General features: G+C 61.9%; 23 protein-coding genes and 1 pseudogene. 16 read left to right on the top strand and 8 right to left on the bottom strand.

Features of this window, described 5'->3' with window-relative positions:
* Window positions 1–12: 12 nt before the first annotated feature.
* From hutI to OUZ45_RS05550, 3 genes are all read right to left on the bottom strand, one after another.
* A complete protein-coding gene (gene hutI, locus OUZ45_RS05560) occupies window positions 13–1245 on the bottom strand; it encodes an imidazolonepropionase (protein WP_266168945.1) in 1233 nt (410 codons plus the stop codon).
* Window positions 1246–1280: 35 nt separating this feature from the next.
* Window positions 1281–2855: a bifunctional GNAT family N-acetyltransferase/carbon-nitrogen hydrolase family protein gene (locus OUZ45_RS05555; protein WP_266168944.1), complete on the bottom strand. Its 1575-nt coding sequence runs from the start codon at window positions 2853–2855 to the stop codon at window positions 1281–1283.
* 69 nt (window positions 2856–2924) lie between these two features.
* The gene (locus OUZ45_RS05550; RefSeq protein WP_266168943.1) at window positions 2925–3839 is read right to left on the bottom strand and encodes a LysR substrate-binding domain-containing protein; all 915 of its coding nucleotides are present in this window, start codon (window positions 3837–3839) and stop codon (window positions 2925–2927) included.
* 97 nt (window positions 3840–3936) lie between these two features.
* Between OUZ45_RS05550 and OUZ45_RS05545 the strand changes: the two genes are divergently transcribed.
* From OUZ45_RS05545 to OUZ45_RS05530, 4 genes are read left to right on the top strand one after another with little or no spacing between them, the layout of a single operon-like run.
* Window positions 3937–5055 carry an aldo/keto reductase gene (locus tag OUZ45_RS05545; protein ID WP_266168942.1) on the top strand — a complete coding sequence of 373 codons (1119 nt, stop codon included), beginning with the start codon at window positions 3937–3939 and terminating at the stop codon, window positions 5053–5055.
* 18 nt (window positions 5056–5073) lie between these two features.
* Window positions 5074–5949: an alpha/beta fold hydrolase gene (locus tag OUZ45_RS05540; RefSeq protein ID WP_266168941.1), complete on the top strand. Its 876-nt coding sequence runs from the start codon at window positions 5074–5076 to the stop codon at window positions 5947–5949.
* A gap of 17 nt (window positions 5950–5966) precedes the next feature.
* Complete coding sequence (locus OUZ45_RS05535) at window positions 5967–6296, top strand: putative quinol monooxygenase (RefSeq protein ID WP_266168940.1); 330 nt, start codon at window positions 5967–5969, stop codon at window positions 6294–6296.
* Complete coding sequence (locus OUZ45_RS05530; RefSeq protein ID WP_266168939.1) at window positions 6293–6718, top strand: GlcG/HbpS family heme-binding protein; 426 nt, start codon at window positions 6293–6295, stop codon at window positions 6716–6718. Before OUZ45_RS05535 ends, OUZ45_RS05530 begins: the two co-directional genes overlap by 4 nt.
* Before the next feature lie 489 nt (window positions 6719–7207).
* Here OUZ45_RS05530 and OUZ45_RS05525 read toward each other — a convergent pair whose 3' ends face one another.
* On the bottom strand, window positions 7208–7708 hold the full coding sequence (locus tag OUZ45_RS05525) for a Spy/CpxP family protein refolding chaperone (protein ID WP_266168938.1): 501 nt from the start codon (window positions 7706–7708) through the stop codon (window positions 7208–7210).
* Window positions 7709–7847: 139 nt separating this feature from the next.
* On the opposite strand from OUZ45_RS05525, the gene OUZ45_RS05520 reads away from it, so the two are divergent.
* The 5 genes from OUZ45_RS05520 to OUZ45_RS05500 all read left to right on the top strand — a co-directional run bounded on the left by OUZ45_RS05520 (window position 7848) and on the right by OUZ45_RS05500 (window position 15359).
* Window positions 7848–8534, top strand: coding sequence for a response regulator (locus OUZ45_RS05520; RefSeq protein ID WP_266168937.1), 687 nt, complete (start codon window positions 7848–7850; stop codon window positions 8532–8534).
* Window positions 8531–9886, top strand: a complete 1356-nt coding sequence (locus OUZ45_RS05515; RefSeq protein WP_266168936.1) for a sensor histidine kinase — start codon at window positions 8531–8533, stop codon at window positions 9884–9886. The genes OUZ45_RS05520 and OUZ45_RS05515 overlap by 4 nt, the downstream gene beginning before the upstream one ends.
* Window positions 9887–9937: 51 nt before the next feature.
* Window positions 9938–10924 (top strand): DMT family transporter, encoded by a 987-nt coding sequence (locus tag OUZ45_RS05510; RefSeq protein ID WP_266168935.1) that lies wholly within the window; start codon window positions 9938–9940, stop codon window positions 10922–10924.
* 81 nt (window positions 10925–11005) lie between these two features.
* Window positions 11006–14011, top strand: a complete 3006-nt coding sequence (locus tag OUZ45_RS05505) for a glycoside hydrolase domain-containing protein (protein WP_266168934.1) — start codon at window positions 11006–11008, stop codon at window positions 14009–14011.
* Between the two features lie 82 nt (window positions 14012–14093).
* Complete coding sequence (locus OUZ45_RS05500; RefSeq protein ID WP_266168933.1) at window positions 14094–15359, top strand: MFS transporter; 1266 nt, start codon at window positions 14094–14096, stop codon at window positions 15357–15359.
* Between the two features lie 141 nt (window positions 15360–15500).
* Here the strand turns inward: OUZ45_RS05500 and OUZ45_RS05495 are convergent, their stop codons facing one another.
* Entirely contained in the window at window positions 15501–16178 is a 678-nt protein-coding gene (locus OUZ45_RS05495; protein WP_266168932.1) for a TetR/AcrR family transcriptional regulator, read from the bottom strand.
* Window positions 16179–16286: 108 nt separating this feature from the next.
* On the opposite strand from OUZ45_RS05495, the gene OUZ45_RS05490 reads away from it, so the two are divergent.
* Together OUZ45_RS05490 and OUZ45_RS05485 are read left to right on the top strand one after the other, a co-directional pair.
* Complete coding sequence (locus OUZ45_RS05490; RefSeq protein ID WP_266168931.1) at window positions 16287–16694, top strand: PaaI family thioesterase; 408 nt, start codon at window positions 16287–16289, stop codon at window positions 16692–16694.
* Window positions 16695–16713: 19 nt separating this feature from the next.
* Window positions 16714–17928, top strand: a complete 1215-nt coding sequence (locus OUZ45_RS05485; protein ID WP_266168930.1) for an aromatic ring-hydroxylating oxygenase subunit alpha — start codon at window positions 16714–16716, stop codon at window positions 17926–17928.
* A 714-nt stretch (window positions 17929–18642) separates the two neighbouring features.
* Here the strand turns inward: OUZ45_RS05485 and OUZ45_RS05480 are convergent.
* Window positions 18643–19008, bottom strand: coding sequence for a hypothetical protein (locus OUZ45_RS05480; RefSeq protein ID WP_266168929.1), 366 nt, complete (start codon window positions 19006–19008; stop codon window positions 18643–18645).
* On the opposite strand from OUZ45_RS05480, the pseudogene OUZ45_RS20820 reads away from it, so the two are divergent.
* From OUZ45_RS20820 to OUZ45_RS05470, 3 genes and pseudogenes are all read left to right on the top strand, one after another.
* Window positions 18946–19080: pseudogene (locus OUZ45_RS20820) on the top strand (DUF6531 domain-containing protein); the annotation flags it as partial. The gene OUZ45_RS05480 and the pseudogene OUZ45_RS20820 sit on opposite strands and share 63 nt — an antisense overlap.
* Window positions 19081–19107: 27 nt before the next feature.
* Window positions 19108–22965 carry an RHS repeat-associated core domain-containing protein gene (locus OUZ45_RS05475; protein ID WP_266168928.1) on the top strand — a complete coding sequence of 1286 codons (3858 nt, stop codon included), beginning with the start codon at window positions 19108–19110 and terminating at the stop codon, window positions 22963–22965.
* Between the two features lie 12 nt (window positions 22966–22977).
* On the top strand, window positions 22978–23379 hold the full coding sequence (locus OUZ45_RS05470; RefSeq protein ID WP_266168927.1) for a hypothetical protein: 402 nt from the start codon (window positions 22978–22980) through the stop codon (window positions 23377–23379).
* A gap of 509 nt (window positions 23380–23888) precedes the next feature.
* Here the strand turns inward: OUZ45_RS05470 and OUZ45_RS05465 are convergent.
* The gene (locus tag OUZ45_RS05465) at window positions 23889–24362 is read right to left on the bottom strand and encodes a YehS family protein (RefSeq protein WP_266168926.1); all 474 of its coding nucleotides are present in this window, start codon (window positions 24360–24362) and stop codon (window positions 23889–23891) included.
* Window positions 24363–24602: 240 nt separating this feature from the next.
* Between OUZ45_RS05465 and OUZ45_RS05460 the strand changes: the two genes are divergently transcribed.
* On the top strand, window positions 24603–24923 hold the full coding sequence (locus tag OUZ45_RS05460) for a hypothetical protein (protein WP_266168925.1): 321 nt from the start codon (window positions 24603–24605) through the stop codon (window positions 24921–24923).
* A 137-nt stretch (window positions 24924–25060) separates the two neighbouring features.
* Here the strand turns inward: OUZ45_RS05460 and OUZ45_RS05455 are convergent, their stop codons facing one another.
* Entirely contained in the window at window positions 25061–26338 is a 1278-nt protein-coding gene (locus tag OUZ45_RS05455; protein WP_266168924.1) for an alkaline phosphatase family protein, read from the bottom strand.
* Between the two features lie 151 nt (window positions 26339–26489).
* Between OUZ45_RS05455 and OUZ45_RS05450 the strand changes: the two genes are divergently transcribed.
* Complete coding sequence (locus OUZ45_RS05450) at window positions 26490–26852, top strand: hypothetical protein (protein ID WP_266168923.1); 363 nt, start codon at window positions 26490–26492, stop codon at window positions 26850–26852.
* Window positions 26853–26855 lie beyond the last annotated feature (3 nt).

Below are 26855 nucleotides of genomic sequence, written 5' to 3'. Positions count from 1 at the left end.
TCAGTGGTCGCATCAGTCGATGCTGACGGGCCGGCCCGCACGATATACCGCGCGAACCAGCTCGCCGCCGATCCAGTAGCAAAGTTCGGCGGGCGTGCCGACACGCCACACCACCAGATCCGCATGCTGGCCGATCGCCAGCGTGCCGCGGTCGTGCATGCCCAGTGCACGCGCGGCGTTGACGGTGATGCCGCGCAGCGCTTCCTCCGGGGTGAGTCGGAACAAGGTGCAGGCCATGCCGGCGGCCATGCGCAGCGACAGCAAAGGCGAGGTGCCCGGATTGCAGTCCGTTGCAATGGCCATGGCCGTGCCGTGTTCGCGCAGACCGGCGATGGGCGGAAGCTTGGTTTCTCGCAGCGCATAGAACGCGCCCGGCAACAGCACGGCCACCGTGCCCTTGGCGGCCATCGCGCGGATGCCGGTATCGCTGAGGTATTCCAGATGATCGGCCGACAGGCCGTCGTACTCGGCTACCAGCGCCGAACCGTCGAGGTCGGACAGCTGCTCCGCATGCAGCTTCACCGGCAGGCCAAGCGCCTTGGCGCAGTCGAACACGCGCCGGGTTTCCTCGTGGGTGAAGCCGATGTTTTCACAGAAAGCGTCGACGGCGTCGACCAGGCCCTCTGCAGCGAGTGCAGGCAGCATCTGTTCGCACACTAGCGCTACGTATGCGTCGCGCCGCTCTTTGTACTCGGGTGGTAGCGCATGCAGGCCAAGAAACGTCGTGCGCACGGTGATGCCCAGCGTTTCGCCGATGCGTCGCGCCACCCGCAGCATGCGACGCTCGCTCTCTAACTCCAGCCCGTAGCCGGATTTGATTTCAAGCGTGGTCACGCCATCGGCGAGCAGGGCGCGAGCGCGAGGCAGCGATTGGGCAAGCAGTTCGTCCTCACTGGCCGCGCGCGTGGCCTTGACGGTGGAGACGATGCCGCCGCCGGCGTGGGCAATTGCTTCATAGCTGGCGCCGTTGAGTCGCAGGTCGAACTCGTGCGCGCGGTGGCCGCCGAAGACCAGATGAGTGTGGCAATCGATCAGGCCAGGCGTAACCAGCGCACCGCCGAGGCGCTCGACCTTGGCGGCACGATCAACGGCGTCAGGCGGGAGTTCGCTCCGGTGGCCGACCCAGGCGATATGTCCGTTAGAGAGAGCGATAGCGCCATCCGCGATCAGGCCATAAGGTTCATCGCCGACAAACGTCGCCAGAGTGGCTTCAAGCAGCAGGTGATCCCAGGGTGACGTGCTCATGTCGGAGGGCGTTGTTCGGGTGGTGGCCTGATCACTCATGGTTTGCTATCGCGCTTGGTCATCCAACGGGTTTCATACAGGTCGAAACGGCGGTCTTTCAGATTCTGCACGGCGCCGGCATTGCGTGCGCGTGCCAGGCTCTCCAGGCGCAGTTCGGCGAACAGCACCGTTTCGATGTTTGGCTGCGAATCGGCCGCGATGCCGTCACGCGCGAACGGAAAATCGCTAGGCGTGAGGATGCAGCTCTGGCCGTACTGGATGTCGAAGTTGTTCACGCCCGGCAGATTGCCAACGTTGCCAGACAGCACCACGTAGCATTGATTTTCGATAGCACGCGCCTGCGAGCAGTAGCGCACGCGCAGATAACCTTCGCGCACATCCGTGCAGAACGGCACGAACAGGATCAGTGCGCCCTGGTCGGTGAGATGGCGTGCGACTTCGGGAAACTCCGAGTCGTAGCAGATCATCACGCCGATCGGGCCACAGTCCGTCTGGACCGTCGCCGCGCTGTTGCCGCCGACGATGTTCCACACCGTGCGCTCGCTTGGTGTCGGATGGATCTTTTCGCGCTCGTGGATCGAGCCGTCGCGCAGGCACACGTAGCAAACGTTGTGAATGTCGCCGTTGGCCTGCTCGGTGGGGTGCGAGCCCGCGATGATGTTGATGTTGTAGTGCACCGCCAGCCGGCTGAAGAGTTCCTTCACCTGCGGCGTGTACTGGCTGAGCTTGCGGATGGCTTCGACCGGCGACAGCTCTTCGTTCTCGATCGACAGCAGCTGTAGCGTGATCAGCTCGGGAAAGGTCACGAAGTCGGCGCTGTAATCCGCGGCAATATCGGTGAAGTACTCCACCTGCGTAGCGAACTCTTCAAACGACTTGATGCGGCGCTGCTGGTACTGCACCGAGGCCACGCGCACCGAATCAGGCAGGCGCTGCGGCGTTGGGATCGACGGAATGTCCGGCTGATTCAACAGGCGCGGATTGCGCCATACCAAATGCGCGGCGTAGCCGAGCGAATCGTAGTCCGACGGCACATAGCCACGGATGACCCCGATCAGTTCGAAATCGTTGCTCAGCTGAAAACTCAAGGTCAGATCGCGGCGCTTGCCTGCCACCACGGCCTGCACATAAGCCTCGGCGCTACCGTAGCGATGAATGTTTTTCGCCAGGCCCGGGATACGGCCGCCGAACACAATGCCGCGCAGCTTCAGGTCGGTGCACAGGCGTTTGCGGGCGTGATACAGCCGTTGGCCGATGCGCATGCCGCGGTAGTCCGGGTGTACCACCACTTCCATGCCGTACAGCCAATTGCCGTCTGGCTTGTGGCGCGAGGCCATACCGCCGCCGGTGATCTGCATCCAGGTATGCGGCGCCAGCGCGGTGGCTTCATCGATGCGGAAGGTGGCGCAGTAGCCCACGATCCGGTTCTCGTACTCGACCACGAATTGGCCTTCAGGGAAGTGCGTCTGCTGGGAGCTCAGCATCTCCGCCGAATGCCCCCATTCGGGCGTGTAAACGCTACCGGTGAGGTCGACCAGGGCTGGCACATCGGCAGGTGTCGCCTGGCGCACCAGCAGCTTGGGGGCGTGCTCGTTGGTCTTCTTGGCCATCCGCGCATTATGCCGTAGCGAGGGTCTGTTCAAGGTCTTTGCACGGCCCTCGCCCGATGAGCCCCGCGGTCATGCGGTCCCGGCTGCATGCGCCAGCCGTTCGCGCAGAAAATCGATGAGGGCGCGCAATTTCGGCGGCACCTGGAAACGGCTCGGGTAGTAGAGGTAGAAGCCATCGTAGGGTGGCAGCCAGGTATCCAATACGGTTTCGAGCCGGCCGTTGGCGAGATGCTCGCGCACGGCCGGCTCCAGCGTATGGGTGAGCGCGAGTCCGTCCAGTGCGGCGCGGATGGCGAGGGAGGGATCGTTGACGATCAACGGTCCGTCCACGTCGATCTCGAACCAGCGGTTGCGTTGCGCAAATTCCCAGCGGTAGATGGCGCCGCTGCTGATGTAGCGATTGCGTACACAGGCGTGCGTCTGCAACTCGCGCGGATGTTGCGGACGGCTGTGCCGTGCGAAATAAGCGGGCGAGCCGACCACCACCGAGCGCACGGGGCCACCTACTGGCACGGCGACCATGTCGCGTGCCAGCCGCTCGCCGAGCCGGATGCCCGCATCGTAGCCGCCGGCCACCAGATCGACCAGCCCGCCATTCACGTCGACATCCAGCTTCAGCTCCGGCCACGTGCGCAGGAAATCGGCCTGCATGGGGGCGATCAGCCAGTCCAGCACGATCTGCGGCACGGTGATGCGTAGCGTGCCGGCCGGCCGATCGCCGTGCTGGCGCAGTTCGTCCAGCGCATCGTCGATAACTGCCAAAGCCGGGGTGATGCGATCGAGGAACAGCCGTCCCGCCTCGGTCAGCCCGACTTGGCGGGTGGTCCGCTGCAGCAGGCGCACGCCCAGCCGCTGCTCCAGCTGCCGCATGGTCTGGCTGAGCGCGGACGCGGTCACCTCCAGCTCGGCCGCGGCGCGGGTGAAGCTGCCGTGCCGGGCGATCAGATGAAAGGCACGCAGGGCAGGGGTGTGGTCGTCTCTCATTGATTAGGGTTACTTAAGAGTGCATCAACAGGATCGGTATTTTTCTACGCAATGGCAAGCGACAAACTGCGCCCCATCCCAACCGAAGGACACCGCCATGTCGCTCGACCAGTACTACACCCTCGGCCGTTCCGGCCTGCGCGTCAGCCGCCTGGCTCTCGGCACCATGACCTTCGGTGACGATTGGGGCTGGGGTGCGGCGGAAGACACCGCCCGCGCCATGTTCGACCGCTACCTCGCCGCTGGCGGCAACTTCATCGACACCGCGGACATGTACACCGAAGGCACCAGCGAAACGATGCTGGGCAAGTTTGTCGAACAGGCTGGCGTGCGCGACAACGTGGTGATCTCCACCAAGTTCAGCTACAACGCGCAGTCCGGCAATCCCAATGCCGGCGGCAACGGGCGCAAGAACATCATGCGTGCGGTGGAAGGCTCGCTGCGGCGCCTGCGCACCGACTACATCGACCTGTACCTGCTGCACACCTGGGATCGCCTGACCCCGGCCGAGGAAGTGGTGCGTACGCTCGACGACTTGGTGCGCGCCGGCAAGATCCGCTACGCCGGCTTGTCTGATGTGCCAGCGTGGTACGCCGCCCGTGCGCAGACCTTTGCCGAAGCACATGCGCTGACGCCGCTGGTGAACTTGCAGCTCGAATACTCGCTGGTCGAGCGCCACATCGAGCACGAATTCGTACCGCTGGCGACTCAACTCGGTATGGGCATCACTGCATGGAGCCCGTTAGGCATGGGTCTGCTCTCCGGCAAATATCGCCCGAGCGAAGGTGGTGGTGAAGGCGAGGGTCGCCTGGCCAAGGTCACCGCGGCACCCGGTTTCGAGCGGTTCACCGAGCGCAACTGGCAGATCGTTTCGGCGGTGGAGCAGGTCGCTCGCGAAACCGGCCGCAGCATGGCGCAGGTCGCGCTGAACTGGGCCGCTAACCAGCCAGGCATCGCCTCGCTGATCGTCGGCGCCACCAAGTTGTCCCAACTCGACGACAACCTCTCCGCGCTCGACTTCACCTTGCCGGAGGAACAGCGCGCGCGGCTGGACCGGGCCAGCGCACCGTACGCGCCATTCCCGTACTACATGTTCGTCGATCGTCAGCAGACGCGCATTCACGGTGGCGTTGCGGTAGGCGACAAGCCAGTGGGCTATGCCCCGCCGGTGTTCGTGAACGCCGTCGAAGCGCGCGACGTGCGCGCCAGCCGTTGAATAAGGGAGTCAATACTCATGTCACGCACACAAACACGTCGCAAAGAACCCACCGTGCCACATGCGCGCTGGGTCGAAGCGAATGGCGCGCACTTGCACACCGAACTGGCCGGGCAGGGTGACGCCATCACCATGCTGCACGGTTTCCTGGTCGATAGCGGGCAGTGGGACGGCGAATTCGCGGCTTTCGCGGATACGCACCGGGTACTGCGTTACGACTTGCGTGGTTTCGGTCGCTCCTCCATGCCGGAACAGCCGTTCTCGCATCACCAGGATCTCGCCGCCGTGCTCGATGCCAGCGGTATCCAACGCACCGCGTTGCTGACCTGTTCGGGCGGTGCGGCCACGGCGATCGATTTCGCACTGGAGCATCCGGATCGGGTCAGCTCACTGGTGCTGATCGGGCCTGGCTACTGGGGTCGCTATGCGAACAGTACGCCGGAGGCGAAGGACTTCTTGGCGGCGTTGCAGCGGAACGATGGCGAGGCGATGTTGGAGAGTTCACTGCGGGCGTTCGTGGACGGTCCCCGTCGTCTGTCCGTCCAAAGCAACCCCGAGGCACGAGCGCGCATCCAGGCGATGAGTGCATGGAATTTTGGTCGCGAAGATGGCTATTGGCGCCATGCGCACTGGCAGCGCACGCCGGAGCCCTCATCGCTGGATCGCTTGAGCGAATTGCGCATGCCCGCGCTGGTCATCGTCGGTGAGGAGGATCAGCCCGAGGTGATCGAGCTTTCACTGGGACTGGCGGATGGCATGCCCAATGCGCACCTGGTCCATGTTCCCGATGCGGGCCATCACACCAACATCGAGGCGCCATCGGTGGTGATGGCGTTGCTGCGCGAGGCTTTCGCGCCGCCGGCTGCATTCAACAACAACGCATCACTCGATTGAGCAGAGGAGATTTGAACATGTCCGAACCCTTCAACATGATCGTATTGGCGACCGCCAAGGAAGGATGCGAAGAGGAACTGGGGCGTCGATTGTCGGCGCTGGTGGCGCCTACACGCCGCGAAGCAGGTTGCATCACCTACGCGCTGCATCGCTCCATCGACCAGCCTGCCGTGTGGATGTTGCACGAAAGCTGGCGTTCCCAGGCTGATCTGGACGCGCATTTCCAGATGCCGTATCTGGTCGAGTTTTTCGCCATCAAGGACAGCTTGCTGGCGCAGGACATGGATATCCGGAAATACACCGCCGCTCCATCGGGCATGGATAGTCGCGTGAGTGAGGCAGCATGAACGCACCCTTCAAATACGGCCCGCCCATCACCTTGGCCGAAGCTTCCCGCGTAATGATGGCTGCGGAGGCGGAAGCCCGGCGCCATGACTGGCCGATGGCGATCGCCATTGTCAGTAGCAGTGGTCATCTGGTGATGCTGCATGTCCTGGACGACACCCAGCATGGCAGTGTCGCCGTGGCGCAGGGCAAGGCGGAGACTGCGGTGAATTTCCGTCGGCCTTCGAAGGTGTTCGAAGATGCGGTGAGGGAGGGTGGCCTTGGGCTGCGTTTGTTGGGCATGTCCAATCTGCTGCCGCTTGATGGCGGTTTGCCGCTGTACCACGACGGTCAGGTGATTGGTGCGATTGGTGTGTCGGGGATGCAATCGACGCAGGATGCGCAGGTGGCTGCTGCCGGTGCATCCGTGGTCAATGATGCATGAGCGTGGCTCTTTGCCTTCGCCTCCTCTCCCCTTCGGGGAGAGGATTGAGGTGAGGGTCGGGTGCTCGCGATACCGCTTCTAATTCGTCATTCCTCGCTCCTCAAAGCCGAGCACCGCCATGTGCTCTCCCCGCGTGCCGGCGTAGGCCGGAATCCAGTGGCGTTGCCGCTCCGATGTTCGCGTAGTCGCGACCCGGCTCGCCTGCGGCGGGCTTCCGTCCTCCTGCCGGAGGCCGGGTCACTTCTCTTTGTTTGGCCAGAGAAAAGTAACGGCGGTTTCTAAACTCAAGTGCATCACTAGAGCGGAGAAGCGGATGGGACAGGGGCATCCGTGCCCATGCCCCTGCGGGCCTTATCGTCCAGCCCTCACCGCTGCACAGGGGCCCCTGAAGAGCAGCATCAAGAGCAGCGGGCTTTGCCCGCACAAAAGACAGCGCCCGCGTTCCCGCGGGCGCTGTCTTCTTTCGGGTGAAGCTATCGGAGTGAAGGTTTACTGGCCGGAACTCGTGCTAGCCGACGACACCGGATGCTGTGCCTTGAACTGTTCCCACTGTTGCTTGCGCGCCTGGCGCTCTGCCTTCATCGCGGCGACTTGAGCTTTCTGCGCTGGGGTCAGTAGGGCATAGATCTGGGCGCGGAGGGCGGCGTGTTGCTGGACGCGGGTCTGGGTGGCGGCGGCTTCGGCTTGGGCGAGGCTGGCGGCGGCAGACTGGTAGCCGGCCTGGTCCGGCGTCATCGCTTCGAACGCGGCGCGCTGCTGGCGCAGGTTCTGTCGCTGCGACTTGTTCTGCTCGAAGCTGTTCTTCATCAGCTGCTTGATGCTGGCGCGCTGGGCGTCAGTGAGGTTGAGTTTGTTAAGACCCATCATCATGCCGTGACCGTGATGAGCGTGCTCGCCACGGAAGCCGCCATCCTGGCCGGCAGCGATGGCGACGGTGGTGAGGGTCATGGCCGAGGCCAGGGCCAGGCCGAGGAGGAAATTCTTGCGCATGGGTCGTGCCTTTCGTGGTTGGGGGACTTGCGAACTATTTGACGACGACCCGGCGTGTATGTTCTTTGCGGGAAGGTAAAGATGCGTAAAGGTCGTGGCGCTGGTCCCACTACGCGGTCTGACAGGCTCTAATAGGCCCATGCCCAGAATTCTGCTTGTCGATGACGACCGCGCCCTGACCGCTCTGTTGGCCGAGTACCTCCAGCGAGAAGGTTTTGTCGTGGATGTCGCCCATGACGGCGACGCCGCGCTGGCCCAGCTGCGCAATCCCTCGCAACGTCCTGACTTGTTGATCCTCGACGTGATGATGCCGGGCCGCGATGGCCTGGAAACCTTGCGCGCTGTGCGTCTTCAACACCGGCTTCCCGTCATCATGCTTTCCGCGCGCGGCGAGCCGGTGGACCGGGTGATCGGATTGGAGCTTGGCGCGGACGATTATTTGTCCAAGCCCTGCCTGCCACGCGAATTGCTGGCGCGTGTGCGTGCGCAGCTGCGTCGGAGTACGCCAGCCACCACCGGCACGGTTGAAGTGGGCGTGCTGTGTCTTCATCCAGGCGAGCGCCGTGCCTTTGCCGCGGACAAGGAGCTATCGCTGACCGGTGCCGAATTCATGCTGCTGCTGACTTTGGCGCAGCGTGCGGGTGAACTGGTGGACAAGGCCTCGCTGACGCGCATGGCGTTGGGACGCGAGTTGGAACGTTTCGATCGCAGTATCGACGTGCATATCAGTCGCCTGCGGCACAAACTCGCGGAGGCTTCGGAGCAGTCGCCCCGCATCGACTCGGTGCGTGGTGCGGGCTATGTGTTGATCGCGGGAGCTGCATGAATCCGTTCAAGACCTCGCTCTATTGGCGGCTGCTCATCTGGTTCTTTTTGGCCAGCTTGGTCGTGCTGTTCCTCGGCGGATTTCTGACTCGGCGTTTCATCGAATACACGACCGAGGTTGAAATCAACTGGGCTGCGCTGGCGCAAAGCGCGAGTCAGGTCTATGACAACGGCGGCGCGCCCGCATTGCGCGAATGGGCCGTGCAGCAGCGGCGGGAAGGCGACATCGAGGCTACTCTGTATGAAAACGGGCAGGCGCTGTCGCCCGTTCGTTTACCTCCATCGGTGCAGCAGTCGCTGCCGGCATGGCTTGATGCGCATCGCGATGTGGTGATGCAGCCCTACCCAAGGCTCTATCTGGCCGTGCAACAGGTCACCGGAAGCGACGGGCATACCCGTCAACTGGTGGCCTTGAGTCGCACTCACGTGCGCATGGCGCCGCGGACACGACAACAGATCTTCCTGATCGTCCAGTTCGGTCTGTCGCTGTTGTGCATCGGGCTGGTGGGCTGGTGGGTGGCGCGCAGCGTGGCCAAGCCGGTGGAGGCGCTGCAGCAGGCCGCTCGGCGCATGGCCGCCGGTGAACTGTCAGCGCGGGCTGGGCCACAGGGGCATCGGGCTCCAGGTGAACTCGCGCAACTCGCTGAGGATTTCGATGCCATGGCCGGGCGCATCGAGGCATTGGTATCGCATGACCGGGCCGTGCTTCAGGATCTCTCGCACGAATTGCGTTCGCCGCTGGCACGCTTGCAGCTGATTCTCGACCTCGCACAGCGCAGCAACGCGACGGAGTCGGAGGCGTACTTCCGCCAGGCCGAGCAGGAGATTGGGCGGCTCGACCGCATGACCGGCGAAATGCTGGCGCTGTCCCGTCTGGAGGGCGGTATTCCCGGCATGGAGCGTGAGCAGGTGGACATGGGCGAGATCGTGCGTGACTGCATTGCCCAGGCGGAACTGGAAACCGACGCGCGCCGTATTCGATGGCAAGCCACGATCGATGCTTCCGTGTTCGTGCTCGGCAACGCGCAATTGCTGGAGCGCGCGCTGGGCAACCTGGTGGCGAACGCGATCAAATTCAGCCCCGAAGGCGGCAGCGTAGAGCTTGATTTGCGTGCGACGCAGGGCATGGCTGAAATGACCGTTCGCGATCACGGTCCAGGCGTGCCAGAGCAGGAGCTGGTGCAATTGTTCCGCCCGTTCTTTCGCGGCAGTAACGCAGCACAGGTGGAAGGACATGGTCTCGGCCTGGCCATCGTGCAGCGCGTGGCGCAGGTGCATGGCGGCGATGTTCGCGCGCGCAACGCAGAGGGTGGCGGGCTGGAAGTGCGACTGAGTCTGCCGTTGCTGGCGTAGCGCAGCGGGAATACCGCTGCCACACTAGCGCTCTTTATTCGCGGGATCTCGATGCGCTCCAACGCTCTCGCCGCCGTAGGGCTGGCTTTGTGCTCGGCCTTGTTCTTCACCTTGACCTACGTGCTCAACCGCAGCCTGGTGGCGGGTGGTGGGCATTGGGCGTGGGCGGGCATCCTGCGCTACCTGATCACCTTGCCGCTGCTCGCCCTGGTACTTCCCTGGCAAGGTGGGCTTGGGCCGTTGCCGCAGGAACTGCGCCGCCACCCACGAACCTGGCTGCTGTGGAGCAGCGTGGGCTTTGTGCTGTTAGGCGTGCCGCTGACCTGGGCCGCCAGTAGCGGACCATCGTGGTTGATCGCAGGCAGCTTCCAAACCACGGTGCTGGCGGGGCCGTTGATGGCGCCGTTGATTTACCGCGACGCACGCCGGCATCTGGCCTGGCGCAGTCTGGCCATCGGCGTGCTGATACTGGCCGGTGTGTTCGCGCTGCAGTGGGGGCATGCGCAGGGCCAGATGCACGCTGGCGACTGGCTGGCGATCGCGGCGGTGGTGGTGTCGGCGTTCGCTTACCCACTCGGCAATCGCATGCTGTTACTGCATCTGGAGTACAGCCAAACGCGATTGAACGCCGTGCAGCGCGTGTTTGGCATGACCTTGTGCAGCTGGCCGTTATGGTTGTTGTTCGCGGTGATCGCGTGGTTCACGGTGGGGCCGCCGGGTTGGCGCGAAGTGCTGCTCGCGGGCGGGGTGGCGCTGTCTTCCGGCGTGATTGCCACCGTGCTGTTCTTTCGCGCCACCGACATGGTGCGCAGCGAGCCCACCGCGCTAGCCGCGGTGGAGTCGATGCAGGCCGCCGAGTTGTTGTTTGCGACGGTGCTGGGCGCGGCGTTTCTCAGCGAAGCTTGGCCGCACGGTTTTTCTGCCGCCGGTGCTTTGCTGATCGTCATCGGTATTGCCCTGTTTGGTTGGATCAGCGGGCGCTCTGCCGCAGGCCATGACGAGGATGTGCGCACACTTCGCACCGATCGCGGGGCCTGATTTAGACGTCTGGAACTTGCCCTGCGGTATCGACTCGGGTTAAACACCTCAGACTTTGCATCATGAAGGGAAGAGGTAGCCATGAACCGTCGGCGCTGTGCGTGGATCGTAGTGGGTGCGTTGCTGGGATCCGCTCCCGCCGTGATGGCGACACCAACGGCAGTGGCGCCAGTGCTGCGCTGGGATGCATCGAAGTTCGGTAATCACCGCTATCTCCTGCAAGTGGATGCGCCGGCGAATGCCGTGCACGCGAGCATTCCGTGGCGCCGCCGAGATGCGCATCCGGAACAAGTGGCGGTGATCGTCACCGGCCCGGATGGCGACGTGGTGGCCAATGTGTTGCGCGGCAGCATCGATCAGGCTAGCGGCGAGCTGGTGTTCCAGGCGGCCAAGGCCGGCACCTACGCGGTCTACTACCAGCCTTACCTCAGTAACGGTCGCAGCAACTACCCCACGGTGACGTATGCGACGCCGAAGGACAGTGCGGATGCCACCTGGGCACGCAAGCTGGACAAGGACACCGCAGCCTGGTCAAAACTCCCGCAGGCAAACGTGCTGCGCTATGAGGCCGTCGACGATTTCGATGCCTACACCGAGATGGAGCGCAGCGCGACACCGGCCGAGCTGCAATCGCTGCTGGCCGCACATGCGGATGCCAAGCTGCTGCTGTTCCCCGAGACGCGTGCTAACCCCGTACGTATGTTCGACACGCTGCCGGAACGCTGGGCGCAGCGTGGCGCCGGTGGCGAGCTGAGCGACAGCGCACAGCGCGGTGAATATCTCAGCTTTCAGGTAGGGCTGTGGGCGCCGCATGAGGCAGTCAGTCACGTCCAAGCGAGCTTCACCGATCTGCATGGCGCAGATGGCGCATCGATTTCGGCCAAGGCCCTGACCTGTTTCAATCTCGGCGGCATCGACTACACCGGCAAGCCGTTCACCGCGCAGGTGGACGTGGCGAAGGGGCGCGTGCAGCCGCTTTGGATGGGGTTGGACGTGCCGGTCGATGCCAAGCCTGGTGTGTATCGCGGCGAAGTCACTATCAGCGCCGACGGCGTGCCGCCGCAGAAAGTGCCGCTGGCCATCACCATCGGTGAAGGCCAAGCCGCGGCGCACGGCGACAACGATCCGTTCAAACTGACGCGCCTGCGTTGGTTGAATTCGACGATGGCGCAGGACGATGCGTTGGTGAAGCCGTTCACGGCCGTCACGGTGAACGGTGCGACGCTCGGCATGCTTGGTCGCGAAGTGAAACTGGGCAGCAACGGTTTGCCCGCACAAATCGAAAGCCGCTTCGATGAGCGCATGACCGGTTTCGCCAAGCAGCCACGTGCATTGCTGGCCGCGCCGATGCAGCTGGTAGTGCAGGACGCCGCGGGTACCCACGTGCTGACCGGCAAGGCTGCGCCGGTGGTGCAGAAGGACGGGCCCGGCAAGGTGCATTGGACCGTAAGCGCCGATGCAGGTCCGTTGAAGGGCGACGTGCGCGCCTCGCTGGAGGCCGATGGCACGCTGGTTTATGCGATCGCCTTGACCGCCAACAAGACCACCACGCTTTCGGATATCCGCCTTGAGATGCCGTTGCGCAACGACGCTGCGCGCTACCAGCTGGGTCTTGGCCGGCAGGGCGACACCGCGCCGGCCGATTTCAGCTGGAAGTGGAACGTACAGAACAACCAGGACGGTGCCTGGATCGGCGCGGTGAATGCCGGTCTGGAATTCCACCTGCGCGACGAACACTACCTGCGTCCGCTCAACACCAACTTCTACCACCAGCAACCGCTGCGCATGCCGGTATCGTGGGATAACAGCGGGCAGGGCGGTATCACCCTGCATCGCGACGACACGCGCTATCTGGTCAAGGCGTTCAGCGGGCCGCGCACGATGGCGGCCGGACAGACCTTGCGCTACGACCTCGTCTTGCGCGTGACTCCGTTCAAAACCATCCAGCCCGCGCAACACTTCAGCGAGCGCTTCTTCCACAAGTACGGCGATCTCGACGCGATCAAGGTCGACGGCGCGAATGTGGTCAACATCCACCACGCCACACCGATCAACCCATGGATCAACTACCCCTTCCTCGAAGTGGACGCCATGCGCGCCTACATCGACGCTGCGCACCAGCGCGGCATGAAGGTGAAGATCTACGACACCATCCGCGAAGTGACCGATCGCGCACCGGAGCTGCCGATGCTTGAATCGCTCGGTCACGAAGTGATCAGTGCCGGCAAAGGCGGCGGCTTCTCCTGGCTGCAGGAACATCTGGATGGCGACTACATCGCTGCCTGGCACGTGCCGGAGAACCGCGACGCGGCGGTGATCAATGCCGGCCAGAGCCGCTGGCACAACCATTACATAGAGGGGCTGGACTGGCTCGCGCGCAACGTGGGCATCGATGGCCTGTACCTGGATGACGTTGCCTACGACCGCACCACCATGAAGCGCGTGCGCAAGGTATTGCAGGCACATCGCCCGAATCCGTTGATCGATCTGCATTCGGCCAGTCAGTACAACCCGCGCGACGGTTACATCAACAGCGCCTTGCTCTACATGGAGCTGTTCCCGTACATCGATCGCCTGTGGTTCGGCGAGGAATTCGATTATGAGAAGACCTCGCCCAATTACTGGCTCACCGAAATCTCCGGCATCCCCTATGGCCTGATGGGCGAGATGTTGCAGCGCGACGGCAACCCGTGGCGAGGCATGTTGTTCGGCATGACCAATCGCCTTGGCTGGTCGCCGGGCAGCGATCCGCGCGGGCTGTGGAAGCTGTGGGACGATTTCGGCATCGCCAAGGCCGACATGATCGGTTGGTGGGTGCATGACACACCGGTCAAGACCGGGCGCGATGATGTGCTGGCCACCAGCTATGTACGCAAGGGGCAGGGCACATTGATTGCCATCGCCTCGTGGGCACCGGTCAAGGTGGATGCGAAGCTCAGCATCGATTGGAAAGCACTCGGTCTCGATCCGCACAAGGTGAAGCTGGTGGCGCCGGCCGTGCAGGGCTTCCAGCCGGCGGCGACGTTTACGCCGGGCGATACGATTCCGGTCGAGCCGGGCAAGGGCTGGCTGTTGCGCGTGGAATAAGCACGGCCGGGTCGAACGTCCCGGGCGATGGCCTTATCCTTGACGAGTGCGCCGGCCATCCGGCGCGACGTCGAGGATCAACATGCAGGTCAACGTAGCGGCTGGCGGGCAGGAGGCGAATGAGTTCATTCGTCACGGCACGCCGATCTTCCGTCGCACCAATCTCGCGCTCTTCGCGGCCGGTATCGCTACGTTTGGATTGCTCTATTGCGTCCAGCCGCTGATGCCCGAGTTCAGCAAGGACTTCAACGTCAACGCCGCAACCAGTGCGCTATCGCTGTCACTGACCACCGGCGTACTCGCCTTCGCCATGCTGTTCGCGGGCGCGGCTTCGGACGCGTGGGGGCGCAAGTCGGTAATGACCGTGTCGTTGCTCTCTTCGTCGGTACTGGTGTTGGCGACAGCGATGGTGCCGGACTGGCACCTGCTGCTGATCCTGCGCGCACTGCTGGGCCTGACTCTGAGCGGCCTGCCCGCGGTGGCGATGACCTACCTCAGCGAAGAGATGCATCCCGATTCGATCGGCCTGGGCATGGGTTTGTACATCAGCGGCAATGCCCTGGGCGGCATGGGTGGGCGCCTGGTGGCTGGCGTACTGGCGGATTTCGTGGGCTGGCGCGCTGGCGTGGCGACGGTGGGTGTGATCGGTTTGGTTTCAGGATGGGTGTTCTGGCGTAGCTTGCCGCCATCCAGGCATTTCACCGTCCACCCGCTCAATCTGCGCAGCTTGCATGCGCGTTTCGCCGGAGCGTTCCGCGACGCAGGCTTGCCGTGGCTGTTCGCCGAGGGCTTCCTGCTGCTCGGTGCCTTCGTCACCGTCTATAACTACATCGGCTATCGCCTGCTGGCGGCGCCCTACCACTTGAGCCAGGCGGTGGTCGGGCTGATCTTCAGCGTGTATCTGATTGGCACCTTCAGCTCGGCGTGGATGGGGCACCTCGCCGGCAAGCTCGGGCGCCGCAAAGTGTTGTGGACGACGTTTGCCTTGATGCTGGGCGGCGTGCTGCTGACGCTGATGCAGCCGCTGATCCTCATCGTGCTGGGCATTGTGGCGATCACTTTTGGTTTCTTCGGCGGGCACTCCATCGCCAGCAGCTGGGTCGGCCGGCGCGCAGGCGCGGCCAAAGCACAAGCGTCATCGATGTATCTGTTCTCGTACTACATGGGCTCCAGCCTCGCGGGCGCGGGTGGCGGGCTGTTCTATGCATCGCATGGCTGGACCGGCGTGGCTATCTTCGTCGGCGCGCTGGTGTTGGCGGGGTTGTTGATCGCATGGCGCTTGTACGAGTTGGCGCCACTGCCAGGGCCGCCATCGCCGGGGACGGAGCCGGCGTTGCCGGAGTTGTAGCACGCACTTCCTCCCTCTCCCCTCCGGGGAGAGGGTTGGGGTGAGGGGTGGGCGCTCGCGACAACCTCTCACTGCCGTCACCCCAGCGTAGGTTGAGGTGAGCGAAAGCAAAGCCCGACACCGCAATCCCCGGCGTGTGCATCAGTGCGCGTTCTGCCTCGCAGTTCTGTACACGTCAGCGCAATCGAGATATCCCAATAAGCCCTGCAGCGATTGTTGCAGCAAGCGTTGCAAATCCGGCGCGCTCCCTCCAGTTGCAAAGGCTTGGATATGTGCATGCGCGAACAAGCCGTAGATGATCGTGTGGCAGGTTCGCGCCACTTCGAGTATGTGGGCTTTATCGGTGCTTGCATCGGCGGCTGCCGTGATCGCATCCGCCCACGCCTTCACAAAACGATCATACATTTTCGAATATGCCGCTGCGTCGGATATTCGCCGTTCGATCAGGTAATGCACAGCCCATTGCGCAGGATGTTCGCGATGAATGTCCGTGAGGGCGTGGATGATCGCATCGAGCATTTCTCTCAGTGGTTGGCCGCGCTGTAGGGCCACGGTGTCGCGGATGGTTTGAAGCAGAACCTTGGTCCGCAGATGGATACTCACGCGCGCCAAATCTTCCTTGTTGGCAAAGTATTCGTAAAAGCTGCCCAAGCCAGTTCCCGCCACGTCGACAATTTCACGGATCGTTAGCGCTTCATAGCCGCGCTCCGGCAAAAGCCGAACAAACGCCTCCTGCAGGGCCATGGAGGTGAGCCGCGAGCGAGATTGCTGCGGCTTTCTGCGCGGAACCGAAACGTTGGAAGCTTGATGGCGTGTCATGGGCAAATCCGAACAGCTTCCTATAGCGATGTCCCTAAAATGACTGCTCTTGACCTCGGCCTGACAGCCGGAAACAACAGGTCACCGAAGCCAGCGGGGGATTAGATAGTGACCGATATAAAAATCTTTGCCCATCAGGTATTCGAAGCACAACCGTTCAGCCAGTTTATCGGCGCGCAGCTGACGCAGGTTGGCGACGATCACGCAGAATTAACGCTCGCCATCGTCGATCACTTGAAACAGCAGCACGGTTTTGTACATGGCGGTGTGATCAGCTATCTCGCGGACAACTCGATCACCTTCGCTGGCGGCCTCGCCCTGGGCGGCAACGCACTGACTTCGGAGTTCAAGCTCAATTACTTGAAGCCAGCGACCGGCTCCCATCTTGTGGCGAGAGCCAAGGCGCGAAGTATCGGCAAGCGGCAGGCGGTTTGCCAATGCGAAATATTCGCGGTGGAAGACGATAAGGAAAAGCTGTGCGCGATCGCACAGGGCACCGTGGTGTCATCGTCTTAGAACGGATCGGGGGATCGCCATGAAGCACGAAGTGCAAGTCGAAACCATGCGGACGCTGTTGTCATTGCGCGAACGCCAGCGCAATCAGGACATGCTGGATGAAGTGGTGCAACTTCCAGTACGCATCTATACGGATGCGGATATCCTGCGGCAGGAAATGGCGACGGTGTTTCGCCACTACCCGATGCTGGCCGGCCATGCCTCGCATGTGCGAGAAGCAGGGTCCTATTTGCTTAGCGATTGGGCCAAGTTCCCTTACGTCGTCGTTCGCGGCCAGGACGGGCGCTTACGCGCCTTCCTCAACACGTGCCGTCATCGCGGCGCGCGCATCGTCTCCGGCAAGGAGGAGCGGCTGAAGGCGTTCGTTTGTCCGTTTCATGGTTGGACCTACGGCCTGGACGGCAACCTGCGTTCGGTTACCCGGTCCCATAACTTCCCTGGCCTGGACTGCAAGCAGTATGGCTTGCATGAATTGCCGGTGATCGAACATGCAGGTTTGATCTGGATCCACCCCACACCGGGCGCACGCATGGATTTGCCTGCCTACCTCGGTCCGATCGGTGAGGATCTTCAGCATTTTGGGCTCGACGATCTGGTCAGCTATCGCAAGAACACCGTCATCAAGCATGCGAACTGGAAGCTACTGATCAAGACCTATCTGGAGGGCTATCACGTACCGTTCCTGCATCGCGAAACGCTGTCGCGCGCGTTTCATCGAGGCGTTATCGCGCACCTGGAACATGGCCTGCATATACGCCTGGCGGCGGCGCGTACCAATGTGCTGGACGCATTACAGGTCGACAGTGCGTCATGGCGAATACTGGACTATGCATCGGTCTACTACTCGCTGTTTCCACACACGTTTTTCATCATGCATCCCGATTACGTCTCCATCAACAGCTTCTACCCAGAGGCACCCGATTGCACGATCTGGACGCACGAGATGCTGTATCGCGCCACGGAATTCAAGGGTGAGGAAGGCCAGGCTGCGCTCGCCAAACGCTTTGCTTATACCAATGATGCGGTCTTCGACAATGAAGACTTCGCCGTCGCCGAGCATGTGCAATCAGGTCTGCTCTATGGCGCGAACGAATTTCATACGCTTGGTCTGGAGGAGGGGCTGCTGGCCGTGTTCCAGCAGAATATCGAGCGGGCGATGATGCAACACAAACCCTCTCTCCCTGCCGGGGAGAGGGGCGGGGTGAGGAGCCATGGCTTGCCTGAACTTTCATAGATTTTGAGGGGCGGGTGCTCACGACACCGCTTCTACTTCGTCATTCCTCGCTCTCCCGCGTACCGGCGAAGGCCGGACAAGCGCCGAGCGCATAGAGCGTCCGAGGGATGACCCCAAAAGAGTGAGCGAAGCGAATCATCCAGTGGCGCTATTGCTTCGATTGTTGCCTTATCGCGACCAGGCTCGCTTGCGGGGCTAGCCCGGAGTTGGGCGTTTATGGGTCTATTGACTCAACCGCAGACATGGGAGGCGACCGGTCACCGCGCAAGGCGTACTGCAACAGGCCGGGTATTGCACATAGAGATTGAAACCGTCACCTGCTATAAAGCCCATCGCCGCGGGTGTTCGCGTTTTACGTGAATCGACCCAGTGACGCCGATACACACTTCTGGGGGCTAAATGGATTTTGTTCGAAGCGTGTTGCTGATGCTTTGCATCAGCCTGTGGGGAGTTAGTTCGGCATCGGCTAGCGTCGCAGCAGGAATCGGCGGTGAAGATATGGGGCCCGCTCATGCCTCCAGCTCTCGATCTAATCCGATGCCCAGTGCGCAGCTCATGCCGCAAGCCCAGCTTTCGAGCGGAACTACTACATTTTATGGGCCGCCTTACAAAGGGAGCTACGGAGTTCAGTCGAGTACGGTCAAGGGCGCCAGGGACTTGGCGTGGGCGCAGTACCAAATCGATTGGAGCGGTGCATTTCCGGGATGTTCCTATTCAGAAGTCTTTGCTGACCCTTACAGCAATAACAATATTTACAATGGATTTAGTTACGTTGATATATTGCTGCTCCATGGCACGTGTGGCGGAGATTTTGCAGTTTGGGCAACACACTATTCCAATGACCCTGGTAAGAATATCGGTGATGGCGGCGGCTGCAACGGTGGTGAAGGCAGCACGGGCGGTGGTGGTGGAAGTGGAGCCGGCGGCAATGGCACTGCGTCGGAGTCGTCCTGCGCGAAGTTGAAAGGCGCCCCGATGGTGGGCGATCCCATCAACGCCGTTACCGGGAATAAATATCTGCAAGATGACGACTACCTGACCAGTTACTGGTTGACATTGCGTCGTTTCTACAACAGTCATGCCGCCGTGGCCTCGACTGCGATAGGGGCGCACTGGCGCCATAGTTTTGATCGTTCACTGGAGATCAGGCTTAACTCCAGCGGAGCGTCATTCATCACGATGTTCCGGCCCGACGGCAAGCAGGAAACCTTCAACAAGGCCAACGGGCAATGGACAGCCGATCCGGACGTGCCGGACGTGCTGACCGAAACGGACAATGCACAAGGTGTCGCGACGGGCTTTACCGTTTTCGTGGCCGCCTTGCGCCACTTCGAGACCTACGACACCAACGGGCTGCTGCAAGCGGTCACGGACGAGACCGGTCAGGGCATCAACCTGACCTACAGCACGACACTGACCGATCCTGCCGTGGCTCCCAAGCCCGGGCTGCTGCTGACGGTCACGGATACGAACGGGCGTCAGCTGGGTTTCACCTACGACAGCAATGCGCACGTGCACCGGATCACGCAGCCCGACGCCGGTACGCTGACCTATACGTACGACGTCGGCGGCAACCTGCTGTCGGTGCAGTACCCGGACGGCAAGTCGCGCCAGTACGTTTATAACGAGTCCTCGCTCACGGGCAGCACGAACCTGCCCAATGCGATGACCGGGATCGTGGACGAGGCCGGGGTGCGCTACGAGAACACCCAGTTCGACAGCACCGGCCGGGCAACCTCGTCGAGCTTTGCTGGCAACGTGGATACCACAAGCATCACCTACAACAGTGATGGCACGTCGACCGTGCTCTATCCGCTCGGCGTCACCTCGACGCAGGGTTTCTCAACGATTCAGGGCTTGGTTCGGGTGGCTACGCTCGACCACCCGTGCGATCCGGCGTGCGGTCAGCCGTGGCAGACCCGCACCTACGACGCCAATGGCTATCCCGCCACGGCCACGGACTTCAATGGCAACATCACCGCGACGGCCTACAGCAGCACCGGCCTGCTGACCCAGGCCATCGAGGCGCGGGGCCAATCCAACCAGCGCACGATCAACACCACCTGGAACACCACGTTGCGGGTGCCGCTGACGCGCACGGTGCTGGACAACAGTGGCGCCACCGTGGCGTCCACTGCCTGGGTCTACAACGCCTTCGGTCAGGTGCAAGCGCGCTGCGAGATCGACCCGGCCGTGGCTGGCGCAACGTCCTACACCTGTGCGGCCAGCGGCACGCCGCCCACCGGGGTGCGTCGCCGGACCTACACCTACTGCACGGCCATCGATACCAGCCAATGCCCGCTGGTCGGCCTGTTGCTCTCGGTGGCCGGCCCGCGCACGGACGTGTCCGATGCTGTCACCTACAGCTACTACCTCACCGACAGCGCCACCGCCCGTCACGGGGACCTGAAATCCGTCACCGATGCGCTAGGCCATGTCACGACCTACAACACTTACGACGGTGCAGGCCGGGTCACGCGCCTCACCGACGCCAACGGGGTGATCACCGATCTCACCTACATGCCGCGTGGCCTGCTGCAGACGAGGATCGTGCGTGCCAGTCCCAGCGGCGCGGCGTCTTCCGGTGACGCCACCACCACCATTGCTTACACCCCTTACGCTGCGGTGGCCTCGATTACCGACCCCGACGGAGTCACCGTCAGCTACACCTACGATGCCGCCCATCGCCTCACCGACCTCACCGATGCGCTGGGCAACCGCATCCACTACACGCTCGATGCCGCCGGCAACAAAACCAAGGAAGAAACCTTTGACGCCGCGAACACGCTGCGCCGCTCGCTGGCCCGCACCTACAACACCCTGGGTCAACTCACCGGCCTCACCGACGGCCTGAGCCACACCGTCTTCAACGCCAGCTTCGCCGACAGCTACGACGCCAACGGCAACCTGGTCCACACCGCCGATGCGCTGGGCATCCAGCGCAAGCAGGGCTACGACGGCCTCAACCGGCTGGTCAGCACGCTGGACAACTACAACGGCACCGACAGCGCCACCCAAAACACCCAGAGCGTGTTCGCCTACGACGCGCGCGACCAGCTGCTGGGCGTGGGCGATCCGGATGGCCTCAACACCACCTACGACTACGACGGTTTAAGTAATCCCAAGGCCGTGCACAGTCCGGATACCGGCACCACGGCGTACGTCGTCGATGCCGCCGGCAACCGCACGCAGCAGACCGACGCCAAGGGCAACGTCAGCACCTCCAGCTACGACGCGCTCAACCGCCGCATCGCCACCACCTACACCGACCCCACGCTCAACGTCGGCTACACCTACGACGAGGCCAACAGCGTCACCGGGTGCAGCAGTTCGTCTCCGGTCGGCCGTCTGACGCGCGTGATCGAGAACGCCGTGACTACCGTGTTCTGCTACGACGCGCGCGGCAACGTCATCCAGAAGCGCCAAGTGCAGTCCACACAGACCGACGTGACCCAGTACAGCTACACCCTGGGGGATCGCCTCAGCAGCGTCATCACACCGAGCACGACCGCGACGCAGTACATGCGGGATGGCGCCGGGCGGGTCACCACCGTGACGGTCACCCCGCCGGGTACCTCGGCCGGCACGGCCGTCAGCGGCATCACCTATCTCCCGTTCGGCCCGATTGCGAGCTACACCCTGGGCAACGGCCAGACCGTCACGCGCAGCTACGACGCCAACTACGCGCTGACCGACGTCACCAGCCCCGCGCTCAACCTGCACTTCGCCCGGGATGCGATGGGCAACCCCACCGCGCTGGGCAATGCGCCCGGCGCCAACCCTGCCGTTGAGAGCTACGCCTACGACCCGCTGTACCGCCTCACCGGCGTCAACAACGCCAGTGGCGCCGCGATCGAGGCGTACACCTACAGCAAGACCGGGGATCGGTTGAGCAAGACCGCCAGCGGATTAGCGACGGGCACGTACGGCTACCAGAGCGGCACGCACTGGCTGACCAGCATCGGCACCAGTGCGCGCAGCTATGACGCCAACGGCAACACCACCGGCAGTGCGGCGGGTGGCGACACCTATGGTTATGGCTACAACGGCCGCAACCGGCTGACGGTGGTGCAGCGCAACGGGCAGACCGTGGCCAGCTACAGCTACAACGTGCTGGGGCAGCGCATCGCCAAGAGCGTGACGTTGCCGCAGGCGATCAGTCAGCGCTTTGCGTATGACGAGAGTAGTCAGCTGATCGGGGAGTACGGCACGGTCAATCGCGACTACATCTGGTTGGGTGATCTGCCGGTGGCGGTGGTCGATACAACCGGCACCACCAGCACGGTGAGCTATGTGCATGCCGACGGGCTCAATACAACGCGCGCGATCACGGATGCTACCGGTGCTGCGATCTGGCAGTGGAGCTACCAGGGCAATCCGTTTGGCGAACAGCAGCCGACGTCAAGCAATGGCTACGTCTTTAACCTGCGATTTCCCGGGCAGTACTACGACGCAGAAAGCGGGCAGTACTACAACCAGCAGCGCGATTATGATCCGCTCACGGGGCGGTATAAGCAGAGCGATCCGATTGGATTGATGGGCGGGATAAGCACGTATGCCTATGTGGGTAGTGATCCCGTTGATTACTATGATCCGAGCGGCTTAATGGTAAAGGTGGTGGCGAGCGACCCTGTGGCTGCACAGATCTTGATTAATGCCTACGCTGAATTAAATAGTCGTTCGGCGACTGCGCGCGCAATAAATAGCGATCTAGAGAAGTCATCGACGGTATTCGAGATTAGACCAACAGGCGACATGGATAATGACAAATACTGCCCTTCTTCCGATTATTTGGGTTGCGAGGGTCATCCACACACCGTGTTTGTTGACATATGTGATTTCCCGTCGATACCAACGACTGCTGGAATGCAGCCCATTACTCTTCCCGTGCTAATTGGCCACGAGCTTGGGCATGCGTGGGGTTACAGCGACAATCCGAGCGCCACTGATCCGCTCGGAGATAACGTTCGAATGGTCGAAAATCCCATTCGACAAGAGATGGGTCTGCCTCTTCGAACAAGTTACGGTCGAAAATAGAGGGGTAATCCGGTGTTAAGAAAAATAAAAATAGCCGCATTTCTTGCCGTCATAATGCTGGCTGGACTGCGTGATGGTGTGTCGCAAGTTATAAAGCGGGATGTCATTGATCCTAACGAGGCAGTTGTGTGTCTGATTGATTTTAGAGTTGATTTGGTGATGGGGAGGACTGAGGCTGATATCGGTCAGGGAAAGTATTGTAAGTACGCGATGGATAAGAAGAAATTCCTTTCAATGCTTTCTCCTCGTCCGGCTTCTGAGTTCTATATGGATAATAACGTTAGGGCGAAGGTAATCGTCTCGCCGAGTTCATCTTATTTCATTGATTACAATGGTGTCGTTCGGTTTGAAGAAAAGAAGTTTAAAATAAATAAAAAAGACTTCATGAATGCTATAAAGAAGTTGCGCGATTAATGTCGTGGCTTGGCAGGGTCTGAATGGCCTCTGGAAATCAGGGTCACCATTTCGCCGTCCGAGTCAATAGACTCATAAACGCCCGACTCCGGCCTAGCCGGAGGGACATGCTGTCCCGTCGTGCAGATGATCGCCAGCCGCTGTGTTTCATGCGGCGCCAAGATCGCGCCAGTCACCGTTCTGGATGCAGACCGTCTAGGCGGTCTGCGATGATCCAAACACTCATCGGTCATCGCGGAGTCCGTCCAGATGCGCGCTATGCGTCGCACAGAGTCACGGGCTCCAAGGCCCACCCCTTTATGGCTCGGTCCGCGTGCGGTCCTGCTGCAACACAGGTGCCGACGGTCGCGGCTATTCAGAGTGCTGGTTCGAAGCCATACCCCGGTTCCAGCCTGCGACCGTCAGCGTGATCAGCCGAAGGCGCGTATCGGATCGAACGGAGTGCCCTCGTGCAACATGTGGTAGCAAGCCCGTGCTGCAAAACAAGGGTCAGGTTGGACTTTCAGCGTTCAGCCGCTGCCCCGCACGCGCATCGTCAATCCCTTGAGGAAATTGCGCAGCAGTTGATCGCCGCAGAGGCGGAAGTTCTTGTGGTCGGGTTGGCGGAACAGTGCGGTGAGTTCCGGCTTGGAGATCGGGAAGCCGGCGTCCTGGAAGGCCTGGTGCATGTCCACGTCTTTCAGCTGGAACGCGACACGAAGCTTCTTCAGCACAACGTTGTTGGTGACGCGCTTTTCTACCGGGCGCGGCGGCAGACTTTCGTCCCTGCCGCGATAGTGAAATACCAATCCGTCGAGGAAGCGCGCGAGGACGTCGTTGCCGCATTCGACGTAGCCATCCTCCTCATCCTTTTTCAGGAACGCCTGCACGTCCACTTTCTCGACCGGGAAATCCGCATCGGCCAGCTTGATGATCTCGACGACCTTGATGTCGCTGAGATCGAGCATGTAGCGGATGCTGCGCAGTACGTCGTTGTTGATCATTGCTTGTTCCGGACAAACCAGACGGGAGGACGCCATGCTACCGCGCTGGTCGCCCCTGTGCCGAAAGACACCCGGTGGCTGATCGCTTGGCGGCTGTATCGGCTGGCGCCGTTGCCAGGACCGCTGTCGCTGGGGATGCCATGAAGCAGATTGACTTCCTTTGCCTCGTTCGCCTATTTGTGTACAGGGTGAGGGGCAAGTGTTCGCGGGAATGCTTCGGGCAGAGGGACGAGGGGAGTAATGACGACGGCAATCATCGAGTACGAAAAGCTTCGCGACACTCTCTTGTTGAAGAAAGGGGTGGTCGTCAGCCAGATGTTCGGCAAGCCCTGTCTGAAAATCGACGGAAAGGCATTTGTCGCGCAACACAAAGAAACGGTTGTGTTCAAGTTGACCGGCATGGCTCACGGCAAAGCCATGGAGATGACCGGGGCCCTTCTTTGGGATCCGAGTGGGAAGGGCCGTCCAATGAAGGAGTGGGTTGCCTTGACCGTTGAATCAAAAAGCCAATTTCAGAATCTTTCCGTCGCTGCAATGGCTTATGTCGAGGGGCGCGAATAGCCAGGCCTGCGGGGTAATTCCGCGGCTAGGGATGAGGCTGGCGTCATCGAAGGCTTGGGCCGAAAGTAAGACATCCATGTCTTACCAAACACGGTCTAGTGAGCAAGAGTGGCTCGCGCAGATGCACTCATTGGAAATCACATGCCGGGCTTGAGCGCTTCCTTCACTGCATCGAAGTCGCCGTCGTTTTTCGCCGGTGCCAGTTGCAGCAGATGTGTCATCAACGGATAGACGTCCACATTCGGGAACGAGGGCAGCTGTGCGCCTTCGCGGAACGCGGGGCCATGCGCGACGAATAGTGCTTGCATGCTCGGATCGCTGTTGTCGTAACCGTGCTCGCCCAGGCTGAGTTTGCCGTCTTTGAGCTTCTTGGCCTGGTCGGCCTTGGTGGTGATGTGCCAGCCTACGTTGGCCAGACATAGCAGTTGCGGTACGCGTGGGTTGTTGCCGTAGATGAAGCGCGCGGGCACGCGGGTTTTGTCCCAGCACTGCATGTGCTTCTGCGGCTTTTCCAGTTTTGCTTCGATCTTGGCGAAGTCGTAGCCGGGTTTGGGGTTGAAGCCGGCGAGTACGCCCTTGCTCACGGTTTGCACGTGGTCCAGCGGAATCAGCTTTTCGATCATCACGCTGTTCTTCGCCGGGGCGCTGGCCATGCCGTGGTCGGAGACCAGGATCAGGTTGATGTGGTCGAACAGTTGGCGTTGCTTGAGGCCATCCACCAGACGCGCGAGCGCGGCGTCGACCTTGCCCAGCGCAGCGTTGACCTGTGGCGAGTCGGGGCCGTGCTCGTGGCCGGCATGGTCGACGTCGTCGAAGTAAAGGGTCAGGAAGCTCGGACGTTGGTCAGCCGGCAAGTCCAGCCATTCCAGCACCTGGTCCACACGCTGATCGGGCGTCACTGCGGCGTCGTAAGGGCGCCAATGATCCGGGCGGTAATCATGGATCGGCGCCTCGGTACCCGGCCAGAACATGGTGGCGGTCTTCAGCCCGCTGCGACCCGCGGTTTCCCAAAGAGGCGTGCCTTGTGCCCACCAGCGCCCATCGGCGCCAGCCTCGCGGTTGCTCAAGGTGAACTCGCCCAGTTGGGGGTCGCGCATGGTGTTGTTGACCATGCCGTGATGGTCGGGGCGCAGGCCGGTGACGATGGTGTAGTGGTTCGGGAAGGTCAGCGACGGGAACGACGGCTGCATGGATTCGGCTTTGACGCCGTCCTTGGCCAGCGAGGCCAGCACCGGACTCTGGTTGCGCTCGATGTAGTCGGCGCGGTAGCCGTCGATGGAGATCAGCAGCAGGGGAGCCGGAGCGGCCTTGGGGGCCGATACGCTGGTCGCGGCAGACGGAGTCGGTGGCTGCGTGGCACACCCGGCGCTGAACGCGACAACGAAACACAACAACAAGCGAAACGGGAATTTCATACGCGAGTCCCTACGATCTGATCAGGCAATCCGGGAATGATCGCGCAGTCATATGACCATTACATCTCCCTTCTGCTCTTCGCTAACACGTACTCGCCGGCTTGTCTGGCCGGCCATCGGTCTTTGCTTGCTGCTTCCTGCCAGCGCCGTCATGGCGTGGCAACAGAAGCCCGTCACGTCGCCACCGCCGGTCAACTACTCGGCCATCCAGGCGCAACAGGCCAATCAGCAGGCATTGCTGATGGACCAGCTGCAGAAGAACCAGGTGCAGGAGGAGCAGCGGCAGCGCAATGCCGCCGCCATCCGCCGGCCTTTTGCCAACGACCCAACGGCAACCGGCGCACTGGACCTGAGCGACCAGGCGCAGCGCGATCGCTACAACGCTCGCCAGCGCGATCTGCTGGATCGCTATCGTGCAGCAACGTCGGTGGCGCCCGTGCTTCCGCAGCCGTCGTCACCACCGAAGCAAAAGTCATCGAGTTCTACGACGGCACCAAACCCCCCACAACATTGAGTG

The sequence above is a fragment of the Dyella subtropica genome (assembly GCF_026283965.1).
In the GTDB taxonomy this organism is placed as follows: Bacteria; Pseudomonadota; Gammaproteobacteria; order Xanthomonadales; family Rhodanobacteraceae; genus Dyella_D; species Dyella_D subtropica.
The sequence above is the reverse complement of the archived record's forward strand: the minus strand, read 5'-3'. Positions and strand labels throughout refer to the sequence as shown.

What these genes read in the sequence shown, in the direction of transcription:
- hutI (WP_266168945.1), bottom strand. Translation starts at nt 1,245, where the DNA reads ATGAGCACGTCACCCTGGGATCACCTGCTGCTTGAAGCCACTCTGGCG.
- OUZ45_RS05555 (WP_266168944.1), bottom strand. Translation starts at nt 2,855, where the DNA reads ATGGCCAAGAAGACCAACGAGCACGCCCCCAAGCTGCTGGTGCGCCAG.
- OUZ45_RS05550 (WP_266168943.1), bottom strand. Translation starts at nt 3,839, where the DNA reads ATGAGAGACGACCACACCCCTGCCCTGCGTGCCTTTCATCTGATCGCC.
- OUZ45_RS05545 (WP_266168942.1), top strand. Translation starts at nt 3,937, where the DNA reads ATGTCGCTCGACCAGTACTACACCCTCGGCCGTTCCGGCCTGCGCGTC.
- OUZ45_RS05540 (WP_266168941.1), top strand. Translation starts at nt 5,074, where the DNA reads ATGTCACGCACACAAACACGTCGCAAAGAACCCACCGTGCCACATGCG.
- OUZ45_RS05535 (WP_266168940.1), top strand. Translation starts at nt 5,967, where the DNA reads ATGTCCGAACCCTTCAACATGATCGTATTGGCGACCGCCAAGGAAGGA.
- OUZ45_RS05530 (WP_266168939.1), top strand. Translation starts at nt 6,293, where the DNA reads ATGAACGCACCCTTCAAATACGGCCCGCCCATCACCTTGGCCGAAGCT.
- OUZ45_RS05525 (WP_266168938.1), bottom strand. Translation starts at nt 7,708, where the DNA reads ATGCGCAAGAATTTCCTCCTCGGCCTGGCCCTGGCCTCGGCCATGACC.
- OUZ45_RS05520 (WP_266168937.1), top strand. Translation starts at nt 7,848, where the DNA reads ATGCCCAGAATTCTGCTTGTCGATGACGACCGCGCCCTGACCGCTCTG.
- OUZ45_RS05515 (WP_266168936.1), top strand. Translation starts at nt 8,531, where the DNA reads ATGAATCCGTTCAAGACCTCGCTCTATTGGCGGCTGCTCATCTGGTTC.
- OUZ45_RS05510 (WP_266168935.1), top strand. Translation starts at nt 9,938, where the DNA reads ATGCGCTCCAACGCTCTCGCCGCCGTAGGGCTGGCTTTGTGCTCGGCC.
- OUZ45_RS05505 (WP_266168934.1), top strand. Translation starts at nt 11,006, where the DNA reads ATGAACCGTCGGCGCTGTGCGTGGATCGTAGTGGGTGCGTTGCTGGGA.
- OUZ45_RS05500 (WP_266168933.1), top strand. Translation starts at nt 14,094, where the DNA reads ATGCAGGTCAACGTAGCGGCTGGCGGGCAGGAGGCGAATGAGTTCATT.
- OUZ45_RS05495 (WP_266168932.1), bottom strand. Translation starts at nt 16,178, where the DNA reads ATGACACGCCATCAAGCTTCCAACGTTTCGGTTCCGCGCAGAAAGCCG.
- OUZ45_RS05485 (WP_266168930.1), top strand. Translation starts at nt 16,714, where the DNA reads ATGAAGCACGAAGTGCAAGTCGAAACCATGCGGACGCTGTTGTCATTG.
- OUZ45_RS05480 (WP_266168929.1), bottom strand. Translation starts at nt 19,008, where the DNA reads ATGACTGTTGTAGAAACGACGCAATGTCAACCAGTAACTGGTCAGGTA.
- OUZ45_RS05475 (WP_266168928.1), top strand. Translation starts at nt 19,108, where the DNA reads ATGTTCCGGCCCGACGGCAAGCAGGAAACCTTCAACAAGGCCAACGGG.
- OUZ45_RS05465 (WP_266168926.1), bottom strand. Translation starts at nt 24,362, where the DNA reads ATGATCAACAACGACGTACTGCGCAGCATCCGCTACATGCTCGATCTC.
- OUZ45_RS05460 (WP_266168925.1), top strand. Translation starts at nt 24,603, where the DNA reads ATGACGACGGCAATCATCGAGTACGAAAAGCTTCGCGACACTCTCTTG.
- OUZ45_RS05455 (WP_266168924.1), bottom strand. Translation starts at nt 26,338, where the DNA reads ATGAAATTCCCGTTTCGCTTGTTGTTGTGTTTCGTTGTCGCGTTCAGC.
- OUZ45_RS05450 (WP_266168923.1), top strand. Translation starts at nt 26,490, where the DNA reads ATGGCGTGGCAACAGAAGCCCGTCACGTCGCCACCGCCGGTCAACTAC.